The organism is Janthinobacterium foliorum (assembly GCF_978021625.1).
In genome coordinates this window covers 158,735-180,754 of the sequence record NZ_CDXDQE010000007.1, presented here as the reverse complement: position 1 = coordinate 180,754, position 22,020 = coordinate 158,735, and the positions used below count along the sequence as shown (strand labels likewise).

The 22,020-nt window shown below is 65.7% G+C and carries 13 protein-coding genes; 9 read left to right on the top strand and 4 right to left on the bottom strand.

The window, feature by feature from the left end; translation table 11 throughout:
• Positions 1–32: 32 nt before the first annotated feature.
• Together ACZ92H_RS16350 and ACZ92H_RS16345 are read right to left on the bottom strand one after the other, a co-directional pair.
• The gene (locus ACZ92H_RS16350) at positions 33–1,430 is read right to left on the bottom strand and encodes a Gfo/Idh/MocA family protein (RefSeq protein ID WP_465050138.1); all 1,398 of its coding nucleotides are present in this window, start codon (positions 1,428–1,430) and stop codon (positions 33–35) included.
• Positions 1,431–1,495: 65 nt separating this feature from the next.
• Positions 1,496–4,540, bottom strand: a complete 3,045-nt coding sequence (locus tag ACZ92H_RS16345; protein ID WP_465050139.1) for a TonB-dependent receptor — start codon at positions 4,538–4,540, stop codon at positions 1,496–1,498.
• Between the two features lie 306 nt (positions 4,541–4,846).
• Here ACZ92H_RS16345 and ACZ92H_RS16340 point away from each other — a divergent pair, with 306 nt between their 5' ends.
• Positions 4,847–5,014 (top strand): hypothetical protein, encoded by a 168-nt coding sequence (locus tag ACZ92H_RS16340; protein ID WP_465050140.1) that lies wholly within the window; start codon positions 4,847–4,849, stop codon positions 5,012–5,014.
• 46 nt (positions 5,015–5,060) lie between these two features.
• Here the strand turns inward: ACZ92H_RS16340 and ACZ92H_RS16335 are convergent, their stop codons facing one another.
• Positions 5,061–8,006 carry a TonB-dependent receptor plug domain-containing protein gene (locus tag ACZ92H_RS16335; protein ID WP_465050141.1) on the bottom strand — a complete coding sequence of 982 codons (2,946 nt, stop codon included), beginning with the start codon at positions 8,004–8,006 and terminating at the stop codon, positions 5,061–5,063.
• 105 nt (positions 8,007–8,111) lie between these two features.
• Complete coding sequence (locus ACZ92H_RS16330) at positions 8,112–11,462, bottom strand: TIM-barrel domain-containing protein (protein ID WP_465050142.1); 3,351 nt, start codon at positions 11,460–11,462, stop codon at positions 8,112–8,114.
• A 359-nt stretch (positions 11,463–11,821) separates the two neighbouring features.
• On the opposite strand from ACZ92H_RS16330, the gene ACZ92H_RS16325 reads away from it, so the two are divergent.
• The 8 genes from ACZ92H_RS16325 (at position 11,822) to ACZ92H_RS16290 (ending at position 21,948) form a co-directional block, all read left to right on the top strand.
• A complete protein-coding gene (locus tag ACZ92H_RS16325) occupies positions 11,822–12,958 on the top strand; it encodes an SIS domain-containing protein (protein WP_465050143.1) in 1,137 nt (378 codons plus the stop codon).
• Positions 12,945–13,892, top strand: coding sequence for an ROK family protein (locus tag ACZ92H_RS16320; RefSeq protein ID WP_465050144.1), 948 nt, complete (start codon positions 12,945–12,947; stop codon positions 13,890–13,892). Before ACZ92H_RS16325 ends, ACZ92H_RS16320 begins: the two co-directional genes overlap by 14 nt.
• A gap of 5 nt (positions 13,893–13,897) precedes the next feature.
• Positions 13,898–15,241, top strand: a complete 1,344-nt coding sequence (locus tag ACZ92H_RS16315) for a D-tagatose-bisphosphate aldolase, class II, non-catalytic subunit (RefSeq protein WP_465050145.1) — start codon at positions 13,898–13,900, stop codon at positions 15,239–15,241.
• Positions 15,242–15,276: 35 nt separating this feature from the next.
• A complete protein-coding gene (locus ACZ92H_RS16310; RefSeq protein ID WP_131370173.1) occupies positions 15,277–16,044 on the top strand; it encodes a DeoR family transcriptional regulator in 768 nt (255 codons plus the stop codon).
• 3 nt (positions 16,045–16,047) lie between these two features.
• Positions 16,048–17,142 (top strand): N-acetylglucosamine-6-phosphate deacetylase, encoded by a 1,095-nt coding sequence (locus tag ACZ92H_RS16305; RefSeq protein WP_465050146.1) that lies wholly within the window; start codon positions 16,048–16,050, stop codon positions 17,140–17,142.
• Positions 17,143–17,172: 30 nt separating this feature from the next.
• Positions 17,173–18,966, top strand: coding sequence for an MFS transporter (locus tag ACZ92H_RS16300; protein WP_465050147.1), 1,794 nt, complete (start codon positions 17,173–17,175; stop codon positions 18,964–18,966).
• A gap of 223 nt (positions 18,967–19,189) precedes the next feature.
• A complete protein-coding gene (locus ACZ92H_RS16295; protein ID WP_465050148.1) occupies positions 19,190–20,587 on the top strand; it encodes a branched-chain amino acid transporter BcaP in 1,398 nt (465 codons plus the stop codon).
• Positions 20,588–20,661: 74 nt separating this feature from the next.
• Positions 20,662–21,948, top strand: a complete 1,287-nt coding sequence (locus tag ACZ92H_RS16290) for a DUF445 domain-containing protein (RefSeq protein WP_465050149.1) — start codon at positions 20,662–20,664, stop codon at positions 21,946–21,948.
• Positions 21,949–22,020: the final 72 nt, after the last annotated feature.

Sequence of the window (22,020 nt, the reverse complement as noted above, 5' to 3'; positions counted from 1 at the left end):
CGGCGGCAGGCGCGGTAGCGGGTTGCGAAGGCTTAGTACTTGCCGTCGAGGGCAAAGATCGGCTTGCGCGACTTCCACTGGCCGCCCGTGAAGTCGGGGAAATCCAGGGTCTGGAAGTTGGCGGCGATCGACTGCTCGGACAGCGGCGTGATGGCGCTCCACGTCACGGCGTCGTAGATATCGATCGGCATCGGCGCGTTCGCCTTCAGCGCCTCGACAAAGGCGTGGATGACGAAGAAGTCCATGCCGCCGTGGCCCGCGCCTTCCGCCTGCGCCGCGTACTTGCGCCAGACGGGATGGTCATACTTGTCCTGGTAAGCCTTGAAGTCGTCCCACTGGTGCGGCTTGCTGACGCCTTCGATGTGGATGGCATTGTTCAAGTCCATCCACAGGCCGTCCGTGCCTTGCACGCGGAAGCCCAGCGAGTACGGACGCGGCAGGCTCGTGTCGTGCTGCAGGATGATGGTTTCGCCGTTTTCGCACGCCAGGGTGGTGGTGACGACATCGCCCAGCTTGAACTTGACCTTGGCGTTCGCATGCTGCGCGCCGCCCGGCTGCTTGACGATATAGTCGTGCAAGCCGCGCGCCTTGGTGGCGAAGGCGTTGATGCGGGTAAAACGGTTGCCGCGGTTGATGTTGGTGTACATGGCGCAGGGGCCGATGCCGTGGCTCGGATACAGTTCGCCATTGCGTTCCACCGAATGCTGCGTGCGCCAATGGGCTTCGGACCAGCCCTTTTCGCCGAACTCCACGCCGCCGCCATACGGCTTGGCCGGATTGCCGCTGTTGAATTTCACGGCGCGCAGGTCATGCTGGTAGCCGCCCTGCAGGTGCAGCAGTTCGCCGAACAGGCCGGCGCGCACCATCTGCAGCGCCGCCATCACGTCGCGGCGATAGCATACGTTTTCCAGCAGCATGTACGGCGTGCCGGTTTTCAGCTGGGTATTGAGCACATCCCAGTGGTCTTGCAGGGTGATGCCGGCCACCACTTCGCAGCCGACGGCGATCTTCGCCTGCATGGCGGCAATCGCCATCGGCGCGTGGAATTCCCACGGCGTGGCAATGATCACGCCATCCAGGCCGCCCGCGTCCAGCATGCGCTTGTAGGCTTTCTGGTCGCGGTCTTCGCCATACGTGCGCGGACGCGGCTTGCCGGCTTTTTCCACCTGGCCCAGCGCGTGTTTCAGCATGATCGGCTCGATATCGCACAGCGCCACCACTTCCACGTCGTCGCGGCGCACCAGTTCGGCCAGCAGCACCTGCCCGCGCATGCCCGTGCCGATCACGCCCAGGCGGACCTTGTCGCGGCCGGCGGCGGGAGCGGGAGCGGCAGCGGCGGCGCCAGGCAGCAAGGCGCTGCCGGCCATGGCGCCACCGGCCAGCGCGGCGCTGGCGGACAGGAAATTGCGGCGATTGATTTGTGTCGTCATTGGTCTCTTCTCACTTCCGTTGGTAATCGTTGAAGCCAGCCCGCGCAAGGCAGGCCGGCAGGCGGTTAATAAGTGTATTCAGCCGTGAAGCGCACCGAACGGGGTGCCGTGCGTCCATCGACCTGCAGGTAGTTGCGGGCGATGGCGCCATGGTCTTCGCGCGTTTCGCTGTAGCGGGTCACGGTCTGGCTGTTGAACACATTGAACACGTCCACTTTCAAGCTCAGGCCCTTGATGGCGCTGGGAGTATAGGCCACATTCATGTCCAGCTGGGCTTGCCATGGCAGGCGGCCCTGGCTGCCGCGCGGCGCCGGCTTGCCATTGCAGTAGAAGTAGGAATCGCCATAGTCGTTGTCGAACTTCAGGTCGTCGGGCAGCGCGCCGATGCAGTTGCGCGGCGCACCCGAGATCAGCGACATGTTCGCACCCACCGTCACGTCCGGCATGACCTGCATGAAGCCGTAGGCCTTGAACGCGTGGCGGTGGTCGCCCGGCAGGTAGCCATACGCGTTGTACATCAGTTCCTTGTGGTCGTCGCTGACCGTCAGGCCCACGTCGCCGCCGCCGATGCTGTCCGTCTGGCCTTCCATATTGCCCTTCAGGCCGGACAAGGTGTAGGTCAGCTTGCCGTACCAGCCATTCGTGTACGGGTGCTCGACGAAGAGGTTCAGGGCGCGGTAGGTGCGCGACGGCAGCGGGTTGCCCCACTCGGCCGCCGAAATATCCACGCGGCGCAGGCCCTTGCCGTCGTCGAAATCCACCATCAGGCTGTTGTCGCGGCCCGGGTTGATGATGGCGCACTGGAAGCCGCCCCAGTTGCTGGTGTCGACGCTGTTGCGCGCGGCCCAGGCCTGCAGCGGACGCTCGTCGCAGGTGTCGTCGTTGGTGTCGTTCAGCTTGCGGTACAGGATGCTGGCGCCCACCACCAGCTTCTTGCTCAGGGCCCGCTCGAAGCCCAGCGAGAATTCGTCCTGCGACAGGGGTTTCAGGCCAACGGCCGTCACTTCGCGCGCATCGCGGCTCTGGCCATACGCGTTGTTGGCCGAATACGGCTTGCTGATGGCGTGCAGGCCCGTCGGCGCGCCCGTCACCGGATCGACGCCCGTGTAGGTGAACATTTCGCTCGTGGCGAGGAAGGGACTGGCCATGTTGCTCGACAAATTCGACGGCACCGGCAGGTGGTAACGGCCGCCGTTGGCAAAGAACTTCAGGGTGCCGTCGCCCAGGTAATCCCAGGTGGCGCCCACGCGCGGGGCGATCATATTGCGCTGCGAGATGAAGGCCACGCCGTCGGTGCTGTAATTGGTGAACTGTTCGCGGCGCAGGCCCAGGTCCAGCAGCACCCGTTCCGTGACCTGGTAGTGATCCTGGATGTACTGCGCCGACTGCACGCTGGTGGGACGCGCCAGGTTGGCGTTCAGGTCCTTGCTGACATAATAGCCTTGTGCGCCATAGCCGCCGCCCTGCGCCGGGGTTTCAAACGCGCCGTTGATCGGCGCGGCCGGATCGTCGGCCTTCAGATAGCGCCAGCGGTAGCCGCCGGCCAGGCTCAGGCCCACCTGCGACTCCACGTCGATGCGGTCGATGCCGCCGCGCAGCGAGTGCTTGCCCAGCTTGTATTCCAGGTCCAGGCGCTTGGCCTTCTGGCGGTCTTCCGACGACGGGTCCGTCAGGGTGCCCGTCACCGATTGTGGATTGACATAGGTCAGGCCCGGGACCTGCGTCGATTTGATGGACTGGGTTTGCGCCAGGCCGGGATCATAGCCGTCGGGAGTGCGGCGGTGGCTGGTGCGCGACTGGCCCATCATGGCCGTCACCGTCAGATTGTCCGTCAGGTAGCCCGTGTACTTGAAGATGTCGACATTGGCGCCGGGCGCAGCCGACGAGCCGCAGCAGTTGACGGTGGTCTCGCTTCCGCCGCCCGGTACGTTGTTGCGCTTCAGCGTGCCATAGTCAAAGCCATAGCTCTGGCTGTCGGTTGTCGTGCGGTCATACAGCTTGGTGTATTCGAAGTGATGGTTGTCCGTCAGGTTGTAATCGAGCTTGGCCATCATGCGGTCAACCTTGCTCTTGCTCTCGCGCCAGCCGTTCGGCAGGACCTTGTCCGAGTCGTCGCGCGCGCCGGCGACGGCGCCGCCGTCCGTGCGCGTCTGCTCCAGCGCCACGAAGGCAAACAGCTTGTTCTTGATCAGCGGACCGCTGCCGTACAGGCCGACGACCTTGCTGGTGCTGCCGTTGTCGCGGTTCCAGTACTGCAAGCTGCCATCCGTTTCCGGATTGGCGCCCGTGTTCGGATAATACTTGTTTTCCGGGCTGCCTTTCAGCGAGCGGGGAATGATGGACACCTTGCCGCCGAATTCCGCCTTGTTGCCGCCGCTCTTGGTGGTGATGTTGATCACGCCGCCCGTGGAACGGCCGAATTCCGAGCCATAGCCGCCGGACAGCACCTGCATGTTCGAGATGGCGCCGAACGGCAGTTCCGACGCGCCCACCTGGGTCAGGATGTTCGTGATGGGAAAGCCGTTGACATAGAACGCGTTTTCCGACTGGCCCGAGCCGCCGATGGACGGCGCATTGCCATACACGCTATTCGTGCCGCGTGCCACGCCAGGCGTCAGCTGGACGATGGATGCCACGTCGTTCCCGACCGGCAGCGCTTTCAATTCCTTGGCCGTGAAGATCACGCCATTGTTCGTGTTCGACACGTCGATCGGGTTGCGCGACGCCTTCACGACGACGGTCTGTTCCTGGCCCACGGGGCCGGCCGCGCTGGACGGGCCGAAATTGGCTTCGGCGCCGGCGCCGATCAGTGCTTCGACTTCCTGCGTCGCTTCGACCGCACCGGCGCGCAGCACGCGCACCGCATAGCGGCCCGGCGGCATGGAATTGGCCACATAGCGGCCCGACGCATCGGGCGTCAGGGTGCGCTGCACGCCCGTCGCCAGATTCTGTACTACCACGGTGGCGCCGGCCGGCGCGCTCACTTCGCCGAAAATGGTACTGGTGGCGTTCGACTGTGCCCAGGCCTGGCCTGGCACGCCGGCCGCCAGCGCGATGACGATGGCGGCGGCGCGGCTGATGTCGCGCAATTTGAGTCGGGTGCTATGCATGCTGTCTCTCCGTCTATTTCGAGGGTTATCAGCGCCCTTCCCGCTCCAGGGCGAAGCTGTGGAGGGCGCCATTGTTATGGTGATCGTCGGACGGCGCAGCCAGGCGGCCGGCCCTTCCGGAAAATCAGTCCGTATCGGCCAATTTTCGTTTTCTTGGGAATACTTTAAAAAGAAAAATAAGTATCGTCAATGAAAAGAAAGTTAGGACGGCAATTTATCCTTAAAAAACGTATAAAAACGCCCAATATCTTTCGTTATACGGCAATTTCCCACACATAACTTTCGTTATCGTGGTATGACGGATACATGAAAACGAAAAACTGGCATCACCAGGGAGAAATCAACATGAGCGATGGCGCAAAAATCCCAAAAAAACCGCGTTCCGCTGACTCGAGACTTACGCTTTTCTTTCGTATTTCACGTTTCGAAATATTATTTTTTCTTTTTGGCAATACTCCGGTCCGCCAGGCATGAATGCGTCAGCGGACCGGAGCGATCGTCACACCCCTCTCCGCATGCCTTAAAAGAACTTGTAGCTGGCGGACAGGGCAAACTGGCGGCCAAACAGGTTCTGGCTATGGTTGTAGCCTTCCCAGCCATTCGGGTCGTAGTACGGCTGCTTGTTGAAGGCGTTTTTCACGTTCAGGCCCACGTCCAGGTGCTTGATGGGCTTCCAGCTGAACGCCAGGTTGACCGTGGTGTACGACGGCGCGCCCTTGCACTGGCCAGCCGGCAGCGCCACCGAGGCGGCGGTGCAGTTTTCCGGCGTGTTGTCCTTGTCCCACGGGCCGTAGGCCCAGCGCGTCTTGCCCGAATAGTTGATGAAGACGCTGCTGACGAAGTTGCGGTAGCTCCAGTCCGCATTCACGGTGGCGCGGTAGCGCGGCGAATCATAGTAGCCGACGGTATTGCCCTTGATGTCGCTGCCGTCTTCGCCGTCGTGGGTATCGCGCTTGCGGATGGTGGCGGCGATGCCGGTACTCAGCTTGCCCCAGTCGCCCAGCGCAAAGCGCGTGCGCGCGTCGATGTCCACGCCGTCCATCAGCGTGCGGCCGCGGTTCGAGTACGAGTTGATCAAGCCGCCCAGGTTGCCCACCGAGTAGCCGGGCACGCCGCCCGAACACACGCCCGCATTGGCGGGATTGGCGCACATGGCCGCCACCGCCGCCACGTTGGCGCGGTCCGCGTCCGTCAGGTCGTTGCGGATGGCGCTGGCGGTGCCGGCCAGCGTCGGGCCGTACTTGTCCACCAGTTCCGTAAACAACTCGTTGAAGTCCTGGCGCACGATTTCGTCGCGGCGGTTGATGAACCAGTAGTCGATGGAGATGCTCACGTCCTTGGCCGGCTGCAGGACCAGGCCGACGGTGGAAATCTTGGCCTTTTCCGGACGCAGGTTCTGGTTCGGCGGCGTCAGGCCGCCCACCGTCGTGGAGCAGTTCGAGTTCAGCAGGCTCTTGCCCAGGTCCGCATCCGTCGCCACCGCGGACTTCATCAGCGCGCGCGCCATGGCATTCGTTTCGTCGCAGCGCACGGTGTCGCGGATGCCGCCCACCTGCGCAAAGACGCCGCCCGACCCCGATTCGGCCAGGTTGGGCGCGCGGAAGCCCTCGGAATATGTCCCGCGCAGCATCAGGTCGGGCCGCGCGCGCCAGATCACGCCCAGCTTGGGCGCCAGGTTGGCGGAAAAATGCGGGTACTTGTCCAGGCGCGCGGCCGCGTTGACTTCCAGCGTATCGGAAAGCGGCACCACCACTTCGCCAAACACGGCGGCAATGGTGCGCCTGCCGTCGAACCACGACCCGCCCTGCTGCGTGATCAGGCCATTGGCCGCATCCGCGTTGCCGGGCGTGAGGAAGCTTTCGCGCATCACGTTGGTGCCCACGGCGGCGCGCACTTCGCGTTCGCCCAGCTTGAACAGGGTGCCTTCCAGCTTCGCGTCCCAGGTCATCAGCTTGGTCCACGATTCGATGGCAAACGTCGGGTAGGCAGCGCGCAAGAGCGCCGCATTGGCTTCGCTGATTTCGCCGAACTTGTAGGCGGGATTGTCCGAAATATACGTGCGGCCGCTGACAGGGTCTTTCGTGAACGGGCCGAATGCCTGTTCGAAGCCCTTGATGTTGATGTTCGCCGTCTGGAACAGGGTCGAATGGCTGCCCGCCACGCTGAGCGCCGTCTCAAAATCCCAGCCGCCGCCGATGCTGCCGCGCAGGCCCACCAGCGCGCGGTAGTTTTCATCGACGTTCTTCTGGCCGAAGTGGCCCGTCGCATCCTGCAGCAGGTAGTTCAAGCCCGCCGCGCCGCCCATCTTGGCCACCATGTCGGCATCGAGCTTGCCTTTCAGGTAGACGTTGTTGGGACTCAGGAAAGGCGTGGCGAAAGTGTTCAGGGTATTGCCCGTGTTGCGCGCAAACCAGTTGTTCGTGCTGCCGCTATTGAAGCTGGACGGGCCATTCTCGCCACGCATCTTGATGTGGGTGAAAGCGCCTTCCGCGAACGCTTCCATGTCGCCGCCCAGTTTCAGACGGCCGCTCAGGTAGGCCGTGGCACGCTCCGACGTCGGCCCCGTGTCGAGCTGGTTGGGCAGCGCATTCCACACGCAGCGCGTGCCCGACGCTTCCGTGATGCTGTTGTTGCAGCCCGGCGCCGCGCGCTGGGTGCGCGCATTGTTGTTGGCCTTGTCGAAGACAAAGAAGGTGCCGGGGTTCATCACGCCCGGCTCGCTGCCCACGCCCACGCGCATGTTGGGGATGAAATTGGGATTGTTCACGTAAAAATACGAGGGACGCTTCTGCCAGGTATCGGCCAGGGCGATGCGGTCGCGCTGGTACACATTCACGGAGCCATACACGTTGTAGCCATCGCTGGCCAGGTCGCCCACGCCGTACAGCAGGCTGGCCTGGCGCTCGCCATAGGCTTTCACGCTGGGTGCGAATTCGCCATTGGCGCGCGCTTCCAGGCCTTGATACGATTTCTTGGTGATCACGTTGATGACGCCGGCCACGGCGTCGGAGCCGTACACGGCCGACGCGCCATCCGTGAGGATTTCCATGCGCTCGATGGCGGCGGCGGGAATCGCGTCGATATTGACGAACATGGTCTGGAAGCCGGCCGGCGCGCCATAGAATGACAGGCGGCGGCCATTCAACAGCACCAGCGTGCCCTGGGCGCCCATCCCGCGCAAGTTCGCCTGCGAGCCGCCATCGGACCCCGTGAACATCGAGCGGAAATCCTGCTGCGCCGGACGGGCGGCAGGCAGGTTGTCGAGCACTTGCAGCAAGGTCAGCGCGCCCATGTTCTCGATCTGCTTGGCGTTGATCACCTGCACGGGCGACGCCGTTTCCGCGTTGATGCGCTTCAGGCTGGAGCCCGTCACTTCGACGCGCGCCAGTTTCTCCTCCTCCGCTGCCAGCGCCGTGGAAGCCAGCCCCACCGCCACCATCGCGGCCATCAGTTTTTTCAAATGCATACTCAACTCCCCTTTTATAAGTGATTTGTTTTCGTCAGGCTGCAGGAGCCCCTCCCCGTTCCGAAGAGGGGCTCTTTTTTCGTGAAATGATTGATTGAAGCGTGCTTAGCGCGGCTTGACTGTCGCGCCTTCCGTACCGGTCAGGACGGCATTGGCCCAGTTGCCGCATACCTGGGCCGGGTGGGCGCCGCGCGCGCCCAGGGTGCGCAAACTGAGCTGGCTCAGGCCGCGCACGTCGATTTCGGGCTTGACCACCCCGGGAGCCGTGACCAGGCCGCTGTCATACAGCAGACGCTCACCGCTCCATACCTGGAATTGCAAGCCGCCCGCGCTGCGGCAGCTGTCGTCCACGCCCAGGTCGGCGCGCAGCAGATTCCAGTTGCCCGCCAGCTGCAAGTCGATGCGGCTGGCAGGCCCCACGCCGAGGCCCTTGCGGAACCACAGCCCGTTCATGCGCATCTCGGCCGCCTTGCCGGCAGGCCGGTCCTTCGCGACATGCTTCGGCAGCGCCAGGTCCGACAGATAGCGCTGCACTTCCTCGCCCTCGGCCACGCGGTGCTCCAGCACGCGGAACTCGGACAAGGTCACGGGCGCCACGTCGGCGGCCAGGGCCGCGTCAAAGGCGCGCGCCACCGGACCGGCTTGCGCCGCCGTCACCATCGGGTCGGTGGAGGCGGCGCCGTCGCCTTCCGGATTTTGCGTGCTCATGACGCGGAAGCGCAGCAGGCGCCCGGCCGTGGCAGGGAAGCTGATGGTCTGCGTGCCCTCCTGCAGTTTCAAGGTGCCGCGCACCAGCGGCGCCCCCCACTCGCCGTTGTTGTCGCCGATGTAGATTTCATAATCGCGCACCTGGCCATGCTTCCAGTGCTGGTCGTTGCGCGGCGCCAGTTCGATGCCGTCCACCAGGCGCCGTTCCGTGAAGCCGATCACCCATTCGTGCGGACCGCTCTTCACGGAAGGGCTGCGCACGGTGCGGAACCATGTCTCCGGCTTGCCGTCGAAGGCGTTTTCCAGCGGATAGCCGCTTTCCTCCGCAGGACGCGCCACCACCTGCATGGCGTCGGCCGGCAGGGCACGGCCCGGCACGGGGGCGGCCGGGAAGTCGGCATCGGCGCGGGCCACGGCCAGCGCTCCCTCGACCTGCAAACTCACGGGCTGGCGGATATCCTGCGCCGCCACCTTCACGTGCAAGGTGCCTTGCCGCTCCGCGCCATCGAAGAACCAGCCCTCTGCCGCCTTGTCGTAGGCGGCGCGGTCGGCCGCTGCCGCGATCAGCCGTCCGCCGGCGCGCACGGCTGCCGGGGAACGGCCCGCCAGCATGCGCAGCGCATAGCCGCGCCGCGCTTCCTGGCCCGCATACCGGCCATCGACGGCGCCGATGTCGACCTGCACGTCGCCGCCCGCCTGGCGCATGCGGATGACTTGCTGGCTGAAGGCGCCGCCCTGGTACTGGCGCGTATTGCCGTCGTCTTCATACAGGGTGTATTCGGAATCGCCGTGCGGATAGATATCCAGGGTCAGCTGATCCTTCGGCTTCTGGCCGTCGTACAGCATTTCCGGGTACATGGGCAGGATGGCGCCGGCGCGGACAAAAACCGGAAGCTTGTCCAGCGTGACCTGCATATCGAGGTCGCGCCCTTTCGCGTCCGCCGTGGCCTGGCGGCCATCCCAGTAGTCGTACCACGTGCCCTGCGGCAGGTGGATGCCCTTGCGCCAGCCGCCGCTGACGGCCTGGCTGCGGTAGACGGGCGCCACCAGCACGTCGCGCCCCAGCAGGAACTGGTACTTATAGGCTTCCGTGTAGGCGGCCGGGTCTTGCGGGTAATCCCACATCAGGCCGCGCACCAGCGGCGCGCCCGACTGCTCCGCTTCGCGCACCAGCGTATACATATACGGCGTGAGGCGCATCTTGAGTTTCAGATAGCGGCGGTTGATGTCGCGGTACGGCTGCTCGAACCACCACGGGTGCTTGCGTTCGGCCGCGGCCCAGCCGGACATGCCCATCAGGACGGGCGTAAAACTTTTCCACTGCAAGTCGCGCAGATAGGTTTCCGGGCTGCCGCCGAAGATGGCGTCCACGTCGCCGGACGCATACGCCTGGCCGGACAGGCCCGAGCCGATCAGGGTCGGGATGTGCCAGCGGATGTAGTCCCAGCTGGCGCTCTGGTCGCCCGTCCAAGCCACGGCGTAGCGCTGGATGCCGGCCCAGCCCATCACCGTCCACAGGAAGGGGCGGCTGTCGGAGTTGTTCAGGATGCCGTCATAGGCCGACTTGTTCGCATCCATGGCAAATTGATAGCCCTTGCCCGTCCACGCCACGTCCAGCTTTTGCACGCGGCTGCCCGCCTGGCCCACTTCCCAGGCGATCTTGTCGACGCCGTTTTCCGTCCACAGGCCCGTGCGGAATCCATAACCAGCCAGGCCCTTCACCGTTTCCGGCAAGTTCGTGTAGCCGCAGCCGTAGCCGTCGTTGGGCAGGATCCAGCCGCCCGGCATGTCGTGTTCGCGGTACTGGCGCGCCACCGTTTCCACCACGTCCGGCGTCTTGCCCGTGGGGCCGTCGGTCCAGCCCTTCGGCACGGAACCGGGTTTCTTCACATTGTCGCCGTCGTTGTAGCAATCGGCATCGCCATATTCCAGCGCCCAGCGGGGCAGCATGCGCGCGCGGCCCGTCAGGTCCGTGTAGCGGGCGACGACGTCGCGCAGGTCCTTGCCGACAAAGAAATACGCATCGAAGCGCCCTTCCGCGTGCTGCAGCGAGATCTGCTGCTGGTCGCGCAAGTCGTAATTCCCGTCGGACCAGGTATTGCGCAGCATGCCCCACCCGCGTGAACTCATCAGAAATGGCGCGGGATTCGGGCGGTCGCCCTCTTCCCAGCCACCCGAATACGACACGGGCACCTGCTTGCCCTTGAATTCGAAGCGGCCGTTCTGCTGCCCGCCGCCAAAGTAACGCTCGCCCGGCAGGCTGGACAGCACCTGCACGCCCTGCTTGTCGTCGAGCGACAGCGGCTGCACCTCGCGCCACAGCGGCACCGCGTCGCCGGCGCGGAACAGCGTGAAGCGCAGGGGCTTGCGGTCGATGCGCAGGCTCAGGGCCGCCGTGCTGATGACGATATGGCCGGGCTGTTCGTCGATCTGGTATGCCACCTGCGCGGCAGGCTGGCCCACGACGATGGGTGCGGCCTTGTCGCCGGGACCCGTCAAGCCCCCCTTGCCGCCCGCCTCGATGCGCAGCACGTCCGGCTGCGGCAGGCTGATACGCAGCTGTGCGCCCGTGTCGCTGCGCACGTCCCAGCCCAGCGCCTCGCCCCTGCCCACATTGGCGGCGTGCACGGCACTCAGGCTCGTCAGGTTGCCTATCGGCGCGGCTTGCAGGCCCGGTGCGGCCAGGGTGGCCAGCGCGGCCAGGACACAGGCGGCAAGGGCGCGGCGGGGAAGCGGGAGTGGTTTCATCTATTGGCTTTCAGAAAATCAAAGTGATGGAAATACTTTAAGAAGAAAAATAAATATCGTCAATCAAAAGAAAGTTTTAGCATCAAATTATTAATAAAATGCCCAAAATTGGCGCGTTTTTCTTACGTTTCACCAAAATGTCACAAAACATGCTTTCGTTATCGTGGCATTTCAGCGACAGGCCGCCACCACAGCGGGCTTTGCGTGGCACGCATGCGACACTGCAGCACACGTCACCGCCAATAAAACGACATTTTTTCGCAAGCAGGCAAACAATTTACTTTCGTTTTACTTTCGTATTTGACTTTTCGAAATATAGTATTTATGCTTTCTCACAACAGACACTTTACTGACCTCACATGACTACCCTTCTTCAGCGTGACATTCAAACCTGGCGCGACATCGGCGGCCTGCACACGGCCGAGGAAATCTCCCATCAGCCAGCCATCTGGCGCGCACTGGCCGCCATCCTGCGCAACGAGCGGGCCAGCCTGGCCGCCTTTTTGGGCGACGCGCTGTCCAATCCGGCACAGCGCGTGATCCTGACGGGCGCCGGCAGTTCGGCCTACGTGGGCGAGATCGTCGTCGACACCCTGAATGCGGCATGGCCCGCGCAGATCCGCGCCATCGCCACCACTACCCTGCTGACGCACCACGAGCTGTACCTGGAAGCGGATGCGCCCACCCTGCTCGTCTCGTTTGCCCGCAGCGGCGACAGCCCGGAAAGCCTGGCGGCCGTGGAGCTGCTGCGCCAGGTCGTGCCCGGCGCGCGCTTCTTGAATATCACCTGCAACGCGGACGGCAAGCTGGCGCGCCAGGGCGCGAATGACGCGCATACCTATAACCTGCTGATGCCGGCTGGCAGCTGCGACCGCGGCTTCGCCATGACCAGCAGTTTCAGCAGCATGCTGCTGGCGGCCCTGGCGGTGCTGGGCAAGGACACGGATGTGGCCCGCCTGGAAACGCTGGCCGACCTGGGCGAACAGGCCTTGCGCGACTGGGCGGCGCCCGTGGCGGATCTCGGTTCGCAGCCGGTGCAGCGCGTCGTCTATCTGGGCAGCGGCCCGCTGGAAGCGCTGGCCAAGGAAGCGGCCCTGAAAATCCTGGAACTGACGGGCGGCCGCGTGATGGCCATGGCGAATACGCCGCTGGGTTTCCGCCACGGCCCGAAATCGGCCGTCACCACGGAATCGCTGGTGATCCTGCTACGCAGCAGCAAGCCGCTGGCACGCCAGTATGAAGACGACCTGCTGAAAGAACTGCAGCGCGACAGCGTGGCGCAGGCATGCCTGACGGTGGGCGTCGGCGGCGACCTGTCAGCCGACGCGCCGGCCTGGCCCGACGCCTGGCTGGCCCCGCTGTGGCTGCTGATGGCGCAGCAATACGCGCTGCACCAGTCCGCGCTGCTGGAACTGCGCCCCGACAATCCATTCGCCGGCGGCATCGTCAACCGTGTCGTGCAGGGCGTCACCATCTATGGCCATGACCAATTCTAAGCAACTGCAAGGCTTTCACGGCATCGACATCGGCGGCAGCAAGATGGAACTGGTGGCGTTTGCCGACCGCGATGGCGCGCTGGAGGAAGTCTTCCGCGAGCGCGTGGCCACGCCGGGCGACGATTTCAACGCCTTCGTGCAAGCCATCACCGGCCTGGTGGCGCGCGGCGATGCGGCCCTGGGCGTGAATGCGCCCGTGGGCATCGGCCTGCCCGGCGTGATCGACAGCGCCAGCGGCCGCCAGCTCAGTTCCAACGTCCCGGCCCTGAACGGCCGCCTGGTGGCGCAGACCCTGCAGCAGGCCTTGCAGAGGCCTGTCGCCATCGGCAACGACTGCCAGTGTTTCGCCCTGTCGGAAGCGCAGGGCGGCGCGGCCGACCACGTGCCCAGCATGTTCGGCGCCATCCTCGGCACGGGCGCCGGCGGCGGCTATTGCGTGGGCGGCCAACTGCTGCGCGGCTTCAACGGCGTGGCCGGCGAATGGGGCCACTGGAGCCTGCCCGCCACCCTGCTGGCGCAGCACGGCCTGATGGATTACGCCTGCCCGTGCGGCAAGGCGGGCTGCCTGGAGCGCTATGTCTCCGGCCCCGCCATGCGCAAGCTGCATGCGCACTTCGGCGGCGATGGCGCGGAACCCCTGGCCATCGTCGCGCGCGCCAACATGGGCGACGCCGTGGCCGAACGCACGGTGGCCGTGCATCTCGACCTGCTCGGGCACGCGCTGGCCGGCCTGGTGCTGGCCTACGACCCGCACGCCATCGTGCTCGGCGGCGGCCTGTCCAAGCTGCCGCATTTGTACGACAGGCTGCCTGCCGCCGTGAAACGCCATCTGTTCCCCGGCGTGCACGTGCCGCCCATCCTGCCGCCCCGCTTTGGCGACGCGGGCGGCGCGCGCGGCGCGGCTCTTTTGATCCGACAACAAACAAAGGCTTGAGAACGATGAACCAAGTGGAAACCCCGACTTTTACCTTGTCCCCGATCCAGCAAGTGATCAAGGCGCACCGCCGCGGCGAGCGCGTGGGCCTGTATGCCGTCTGCTGCAGCCACCCCAGCGTGCTGCGCGCCGCCATGCGCGTGGCGCTGGACTACGACACGGTGCTGCTGGTGGAAGCCACCTCGAACCAGGTCGACCAGTTCGGCGGCTACACGGGCATGACGCCGGCCGTCTTCCGCGACGCCATGCTGGCAATGGCCAGGGAACAGGGATTCCCCGCCGAGCGCCTGGTGCTGGGCGGCGACCATCTGGGGCCGAACGCCTGGCAGCACCTCGACGCGGCCACCGCCATGGCCAACGCCGAGACCCTGATCGCCGCCTATGCGTCCGCCGGGTTCCACAAGATTCACCTCGATTGCAGCATGCGCTGCGTTGATGACCCCTTGCAGCTTGACGATGAAACCGTGGCCGCCCGCTCGGCGCGCCTGTGCCTGGTGGCCGAGGCGGCAGCGGCGGCCGCCGGCTTCACGCCGCCCGTCTACGTGATCGGCACGGAAGTGCCGATTCCCGGCGGCGAAGCGTCGCTGTCGCAGGCCGGCGCCGTCACCAGCCCGCAGGCCGCGCGCCGCACGCTGGACGTGCATTGCCGCGCCTTTCTCGACAACGGCCTGCACGGCGCCTGGCGCCGCGTGATCGCCATGGTGGTGCAGCCCGGCGTCGATTTCGACCAGAACAGCATCCAGCATTACGACGCGCAGGCCGCCGCCGAGCTGTCGGCCTTCGTCGCCGAGCAGCCCGGCCTGGTGTTTGAAGCCCACTCCACCGACTACCAGCGCGAGTCCGCCCTGCACGCCATGGTGCGCGACCATTTCGCCATTCTGAAAGTGGGCCCGGCCGCCACCTTCGCCCTGCGCGAAGCGCTGTTCGCCCTGTGCCAGATCGAGGACGAGCTGCTGCCGGCGCCCGCCACGTCGCAGCTGATGCAGGTGCTCGACGACGTCATGGTCGCCAAGCCGAAGAACTGGATCAAGCATTACCTGGGCACGCAGGAAGAACAGCGATTGATGCGCCGCTACGGCTTGAGCGACCGTTGCCGCTATTACTGGGGCGAGCCGGAAGTGGCGGCCGCCGTCGCCAAGCTGCTGGCCAACCTGGAGACCGTGGCGATCCCGCTGCCGCTCCTGAGCCAGCACCTGCCGGAACAGTACCTGGCCGTGGTGCAGGGCAGCCTGAGAGCCGAAGCGCCGGCCCTGATCGAGCACAAGATCGGCAGCCTGCTGGCGCAGTATGCGCGTGCCTGCAACCGCAATGCGGCGGTGGCTGCCATTGCCGAAGCGGCAATCTGTTAAGCTCAGTATTTTCATTTTTTACTGAGCCCGCCACCATGCGAAATACCAGCCAACGCCGTGAAACCATCCTCCAAATGCTTGCCCAGCAGGGCTCGGTGCAAGTGACCGATCTGGTGGAAAAACTCGGCGTGTCCGCGGTCACCATCCGCAGCGACCTCAATGCGCTGGAAGCGCAGGGCATGGCCACGCGCAGCCACGGCGGCGCGACCCTGACGCGCACGCCGCCGCCCGAGCACACGATACGCCAGAAAGACGCCATCAACCACGAGCAGAAGGAGCGCATCGGGGCCTATGCGGCGCGGCTGGTGGAACCGGGCGACAACATCATCATCGACTCGGGCACCACCACCATCTCGCTGGCGCGCCATTTGCGCGACGCCACCGGCGTGACGGTGGCCACGAATGGCCTCAACATCGCGTGGGAACTGGCCGACGCGCCCGGCGTGGACCTGATCCTCACGGGCGGCCTGCTGCGCAAGCAGTCGCTGTCGATCCAGGGCAGCCAGGCCGAGACCTGCCTGCAAGCCTACAGCTTCGACAAGCTGTTCCTGGGCGTGGACGGCTTCGACCTGCAGTTTGGCGTGACCACCCACCACGAAGCGGAAGCAAGCCTGAACCACAAGATGGTGGAACGGGCGAAAAAAATCATCGTCCTCACGGACGCCTCCAAGTTCGGCCGCGTCAGCCTGCACCGCATCGTGCAGCTGGACCGCGTCGATACCGTCATCACCGATGCCAGCATCAGCCAGGAGTACCGCGAAGGTCTGCACAAGCTGGGCATCGAACTTTTCATAGCGGAATAAACCATGCTGAGCGGCAGAATCCTTACCCCATCTGGCTGGATCACGGGCACCATCACCTTTGACCGGCGCATCGTCCAGATACAGGAAGACCCTGCCGCCGACAGCGCGCTGACCATCCTGCCCGGCTTCATCGACCTGCACGTGCACGGCGCGGCCGGCGTCGACATCATGGAAGGCGGCAACGCGGGCGCCACCGTGGCGCAGGTGCACGCGCGCCACGGCACCACGGCCCTGCTGGGCACCACCCTGACGGCCAAGGAGCCATCCATCCTGCGCGCCCTGCAAGGCCTGGCCGGCGTCATCGCCGAGCGCCCCGCCAACGGCGCGCGCATGCTGGGCGTGCACCTGGAAGGCCCGTTCCTGAATCTGCACCGCCTGGGCGCGCAGCCGCCGGACGTGGTGCAGGCCAGCCTGGCGCTGGTGCAGCGCTTCCACGCCATCGCCCCCATCAGGGTGCTGACCATGGCGCCGGAAATCCCCGGCCACCTGGAACTGATCCCGCAGCTGGCGGCCATGGGCATCCGCGTGCAGATCGGCCATAGCGCCGGCACGTACGACGAAGGCCTGGCGGCGCTGAAAGCCGGCGTCTCCGGTTTTACCCACCTGTACAACGGCATGACGGGCATGACGCATTACGACCCGGGCATGGTGGGCGCCGCGCTGGCGCATGCCGAATACGCGGAAATCATCCCCGACCTGCAGCACGTGGCCAAGGGCGCCCTGCGCGCGGCCCTGCGCGCCATCCCGCGCCTGTACGGCGTGACGGACGCCACCTCGGCCACCGGCATGCCCGATGGCGAATATGGCCTGGGCACGCAGCGCGTCTACAAATGCCTGGGCTGCGTGCGCCTGGCCACGGGCTCGCTGGCCGGCAGCGTGCTGACCATGGACCAGGCCCTGCGCAATTTCGTCGAACTGGGCCTGGACCTGGCCGACGCCTCCAACCGCCTCTCGCTGTATCCCGCCGATTACCTGGGCGAATCCGCACGGGGCCGCCTGGCGCCCGGCGCCTGGGCCGACATCGTCGTCCTCGATTCCCAGTTACAGCCCGTGTCCGTCTTCGTCGAAGGCGCGGCCATCGATCTTTCCACCCGCTAGACCTCTTCAACCCCCTGCTCCGGAGTTTTCATGCACGACACGACACACAAGGCCCCCGTGTGGGCCATGCGCTACCTGCTATTTATTGCCGGCATGGGGGGATTGCTGTACGGCATAGACATCGGCATCATCGCCGGCGCCCTGCCCTACCTGGAATCGACGGCCTCGGTGGCCTGGAAACTGACGGCCCAGCAGCTGAGCTTTATCGTCGCCGCCGTGCTCTTGGGCTCGGTCCTGTCGTCGCTGTTTGCCGGCGCCCTGGCCGACATCCTGGGCCGGCGCTGGGTGATGTTCCTGGCCGGCGCCCTGTTCAGCGCCAGCATCCCGCTGATCGCCCTGGCCGACGGCTACACGCCGCTGCTGCTGGGCCGCCTGCTGCAAGGCATCAGCGGCGGCCTGATCGGCGTCGTCGTGCCCCTGTACCTGGCCGAATGCCTGCCGGCGCAGCAGCGGGGACGGGGCGCGGCCCTGTTCCAGCTGCTGCTGACCATCGGCCTGGTGGCCGCCGCCCTGATCGGCCTGCTGCAGGCGCAGACGGTGGAAGCGGCCACGCAGGCGGCGCAAGCCTTGCCGGAAGCGGGCCGCATCGCCGCCATCTTTAGCGCCAAGGACCACGCCTGGCGCAGCATCTTCTGGGTCTGCCTGACGCCGGGCCTGGTGTTTACCATCGGCGCCCTGCTGCTGGCCGAGTCGCCGCGCTGGCTGGCCCGCCGCGGCCGCGTCGAACAGGCGCGCCAGTCGCTGCTGCGCACGCGCCTGCCCGCCGAAGCCGACCTGGAACTGCGCGAAATGCTCGACACGCCCGAGAACGCGGCCAAGGCCAGCGGCAACGCCAGGGCCAAGGACCCGCTGCTGAGCCGCCGCTATGTGCTGCCCTTCCTGCTGGCCTGTTTGATCCTCGCCTGCACGCAGGCGACGGGCATCAATTCCATCCTTGCGTACGTCGTCAATATCCTCAACCAGGCGGGCCTGTCGGGCGCCTCGGCCAACATGGCCGACGTGCTGCTGAAAGTGCTGAACGCCGTGATGACGGTGGTGGCCGTGCTGCTGGTGGACCGCAAGGGCCGCAAGTTCCTGCTGATGCTGGGCACGGGCGGCATCGTCGTCTCGCTGCTGGCAGCCGGCCTGCTGTTCCGCGGCGCCGAAGCCCACCTGGCCGACGTGCGCCCCGCCATCGCCGCGCAAGTGCAGGCCGATGCTCTGACCGTGCGCCTCGATGCGCCTGCCCTGCAGGCGCTGGGCGCGGCCGCCGACGGCACGCCGCAGCAGCTGACCATCGCCTATGCCTATGGCCCGTTCACCAACGTGAAAAGCCTGCGCAGCGACGATCCCGTGCTGCGCCAGGTGTCCATCGCCCGCGCGGATGCCGTGCAGGCCGACAGCGTGATCGGCGTGTTCTTCCGCAAGCTGCGCCTGAACCCGTTCGCCGACCCGGCCGCCGGACGCGAGGCGCCGCTGCGCATCGAAAAGGCCAGCCTGGGTCCCGTGCCCTCGTCCACGCATGGCTGGCTGGTGGCCATTGCCATCTGCGTGTTCGTCTCCAGCTTCGCCGTGGGACCGGGCGTGTGCGTGTGGCTGGCCCTGTCCGAGCTGATGCCGACCCGCATCCGCTCGAACGGCATGAGCATCGCCCTGCTGGTCAACCAGTTCGTCTCGACCGTGATCGCCGCCATCTTCCTGCCGACGGTGGGCTTGCACGGCTATTCCACCCTGTTCTTCTTCGGCGCCGGCTGCACCGTGCTGTATTTCCTGGCCGCCGCGTTCCTGCTGCCGGAGACGAAGGGCAAGACCCTGGAAGAGATCGAAGCCCATTTTGCGAAATAGGCCAATGGATAACTGAATTACACCATTCCAGCAGTCTCCTTTCCAGCCCCGGCGCATCTTCCCGGGGCTGTTTTTTTGCCTGCCAGGCAAGCTTGCAAGGCCGGCGCGCACGGCACCGTTCAGTTTTCCTTCTGGAATGGCGACCGCCTGGGCTAGAATCTGGCTGCGTCGTGCTACTCACGAGGCGGCAATGGCGCCATGACAAAAATTACCAGGAGATACAGTGAGCTTATTTAGAACCAAGAATTTGGATGATATGATCGCCCACAGCAAGAAGCCGGGAGGACTGGCCAAGGTGCTGGGGCCTTTCGACCTTGTCCTCATGGGCATAGGCGCCATCGTCGGCACGGGCATTTTCGTGCTCACCGGCACGGGCGCACTGACGGCCGGCCCCGCCCTGTCGCTGTCGTTTGTCGTGGCGGCCGTCGCCTGCTGCTTCGCCGCCCTGTGCTATGCGGAATTCGCCTCCACCGTGCCCGTCGCGGGCTCCATCTACACCTACAGCTATGCCACCCTGGGCGAGCTGGCCGCCTGGATGATAGGCTGGGACTTGCTGCTCGAATACGGCCTGGCCGCCGCCGCCGTCTCCGTCGGCTGGTCCGGCTATTTCCAGTCGCTGCTGTCGGGCTTTGGCATCGTGCTGCCCGTCGCGCTCACCGCCGCGCCCGGCGCCCTGCCCGGCGTGAGCACCATCATCAACCTGCCCGCCCTCGTCATCATGCTGGCCCTGACCGCCATGCTGGGCTGGGGCGTGCGCGAATCGGCGCGCCTGAACAACATCATGGTGGCCATCAAGGTGGGCGTGGTGCTGCTGTTCATCATCTTCGGCGCGCGCCACGTGCAGCCGGCCAACTGGCAGCCTTACATGCCCTTCGGCTACCACGGCATGCTGAGCGCCGCCGCGCTCGTGTTCTTCGCCTTCATCGGCTTTGACGCCGTCACCTCGGCCGCCGAGGAAGTCAAGAAGCCGTCGCGCGACTTGCCGATCGGCATCATCGGCTCGCTGGCCGTGTGCGCCGTGCTGTACGTGGTGGTGTCGGCCATCATGACGGGCATCGTGCCGTACCAGAAATTCCTCGGCGTCGACCACCCCGTCTCGCTGGCCCTGCAATATGCGGGCGAAAACTGGATCGCCGGCTTCGTCGACCTGGGCGCCATCCTGGGCATGACCACCGTGATCCTGGTGATGGCCTTCGGCCAGACGCGCATCATCTTCGCCATGTCGCGCGACGGCCTGCTGCCCAAGCGCCTGTCGACCGTGCACCCGCGCTTCCACACGCCGTTCTTTGCCACCTGGCTGGTGGGCATCGTGTTTGGCCTGATCGCCGCCGTGATCCCGCTCAACATCCTCGCCGAGCTGATCAACATCGGCACCCTGGCCGCCTTCACCATGGTGTCCGTCGCCGTGGTGGTGCTGCGCAAGCGCCGTCCCGACCTGCCGCGCGCCTTCCGCTGCCCCGGCGTGCCCTACGTGCCGGCGCTGGCCGTCATCCTGTGCGTGGGCCTGATGACCTTCCTCAGCTGGATCACCTGGATGGCGTTCTCGATCTGGCTGGTGCTGGGCCTGATCATCTACTTCGGCTACGCGCGCCGCCGTTCGCTGCTGCACCCGCCACAGTAAATCCCCACGCCGGCGACACGTTTCGCCGCCGGCGCCGTAAGATGGCGGTCTCGCAACCCTGCAGGCCGCCATCCATGCAACGCTCCCCCGACCTCATCAAGCAGCTGGACCACAGCACGGACCAGCTCAAGCGCGCGCGCCTGCGCGGCATGCAGTGGCTGGCCGCCGGCTTGCTGCTGCTGGCCGCGCTGGTGTTTGCCGTGGCCCGCTCGCAGCGCGGCGGCCACCCCGCCTGGGGCTATGTGGAAGCGTTCGCCGAAGCGGCCATGGTGGGGGCGATCGCCGACTGGTTCGCCGTCGTCGCCCTGTTCCGCCACCCGCTGGGCATTCCCCTGTGGCACACGGCCATCATCCCGAACAGCAAGGCGGACATCGGCCGCAGCCTTGGCGCCTTCGTGGAAAACCATTTCATTACCGAGCAAGGCATCGCCGAACGCATCATGCAGGCCGATCCGGCCGCGCGCCTGGGCGCCTGGCTGATGGACGAGGCCCACGCGCGGCAGCTGGGCATGGCCAGCGCCGGTGTCGCCAGACAATTGCTGGCGATGGCCGACCATGAGCAGCTGGGACGGCTGCTGCGCGAGCAGGCCAGCGGCTACCTGGGACAATTGAATGTGTCGGACGTGGCCGCCGACTGCATCGATGCGCTGATCGCCGATGGCAAGCCGCAGGAACTGCTGGACTTCATGCTCGACCGCGGCGCCGCCTACCTGGACGAAGAGCGCCACCACGCGGCCATCGGCGACTTCGTGCTGGGCGCCTTCCAGATCGAGAACGCGCTGGTAAGAAAAGCCGTGAAGGCATACGAGCCGCGCATGATCGCCTCGCTGCAAAAATTCGCCCTCGCCGTGCGCCTCGATCCCGGCCACCCGCTGCGCCAGCGCATCGCCGGCTGGATCGCCGACAGCGCCCTGCACCTGAAGGCCGACCCGCACTGGCAGGAAACCGTGCGCCGCTACCAGCTGCAGCTGGTCGCCAGCGACACGGTGCAAGCCATGCTGGGCGAGCTGTGGAACAATATCCGCGCGCGCATGCTGGCCGACCTGCACGCCGACCAGCCGGCGCTGGCGCAAGCCATCGCCAGCCTGGCGCGCAACACGGGCACGGTGCTGGACAGGGACAGGCAGGCGCGCGAGTGGCTGAACGGCGCCATCGTCGCCGGCAGCGGCGCGCTGGTGCGCCGCTACCGGGGCGAGGTGGGCGCCTTCATCGCCAGCCGCCTGGACCTGTGGAGCAAGGAGGAAATGAGCGAGCGCATCGAGCTGGCCATCGGGCGCGACCTGCAATTCATCCGCATCAATGGCACCGTCGTCGGCGGCCTGGCCGGCCTGCTGATTTATACGCTCAGCCAGGCGTTTTGAACCATGCTCACCAGCGCGGCACGGCGCGGGCCGGCGCCCCATCCGGCCAAACTTGATGTAGATCATAATTTT

Coding starts and splice junctions, on each gene's coding strand:
- ACZ92H_RS16350 (WP_465050138.1), bottom strand. CDS start 1,430: ATGACGACACAAATCAATCGCCGCAATTTCCTGTCCGCCAGCGCCGCG.
- ACZ92H_RS16345 (WP_465050139.1), bottom strand. CDS start 4,540: ATGCATAGCACCCGACTCAAATTGCGCGACATCAGCCGCGCCGCCGCC.
- ACZ92H_RS16340 (WP_465050140.1), top strand. CDS start 4,847: ATGAAAACGAAAAACTGGCATCACCAGGGAGAAATCAACATGAGCGAT.
- ACZ92H_RS16335 (WP_465050141.1), bottom strand. CDS start 8,006: ATGCATTTGAAAAAACTGATGGCCGCGATGGTGGCGGTGGGGCTGGCT.
- ACZ92H_RS16330 (WP_465050142.1), bottom strand. CDS start 11,462: ATGAAACCACTCCCGCTTCCCCGCCGCGCCCTTGCCGCCTGTGTCCTG.
- ACZ92H_RS16325 (WP_465050143.1), top strand. CDS start 11,822: ATGACTACCCTTCTTCAGCGTGACATTCAAACCTGGCGCGACATCGGC.
- ACZ92H_RS16320 (WP_465050144.1), top strand. CDS start 12,945: ATGACCAATTCTAAGCAACTGCAAGGCTTTCACGGCATCGACATCGGC.
- ACZ92H_RS16315 (WP_465050145.1), top strand. CDS start 13,898: ATGAACCAAGTGGAAACCCCGACTTTTACCTTGTCCCCGATCCAGCAA.
- ACZ92H_RS16310 (WP_131370173.1), top strand. CDS start 15,277: ATGCGAAATACCAGCCAACGCCGTGAAACCATCCTCCAAATGCTTGCC.
- ACZ92H_RS16305 (WP_465050146.1), top strand. CDS start 16,048: ATGCTGAGCGGCAGAATCCTTACCCCATCTGGCTGGATCACGGGCACC.
- ACZ92H_RS16300 (WP_465050147.1), top strand. CDS start 17,173: ATGCACGACACGACACACAAGGCCCCCGTGTGGGCCATGCGCTACCTG.
- ACZ92H_RS16290 (WP_465050149.1), top strand. CDS start 20,662: ATGCAACGCTCCCCCGACCTCATCAAGCAGCTGGACCACAGCACGGAC.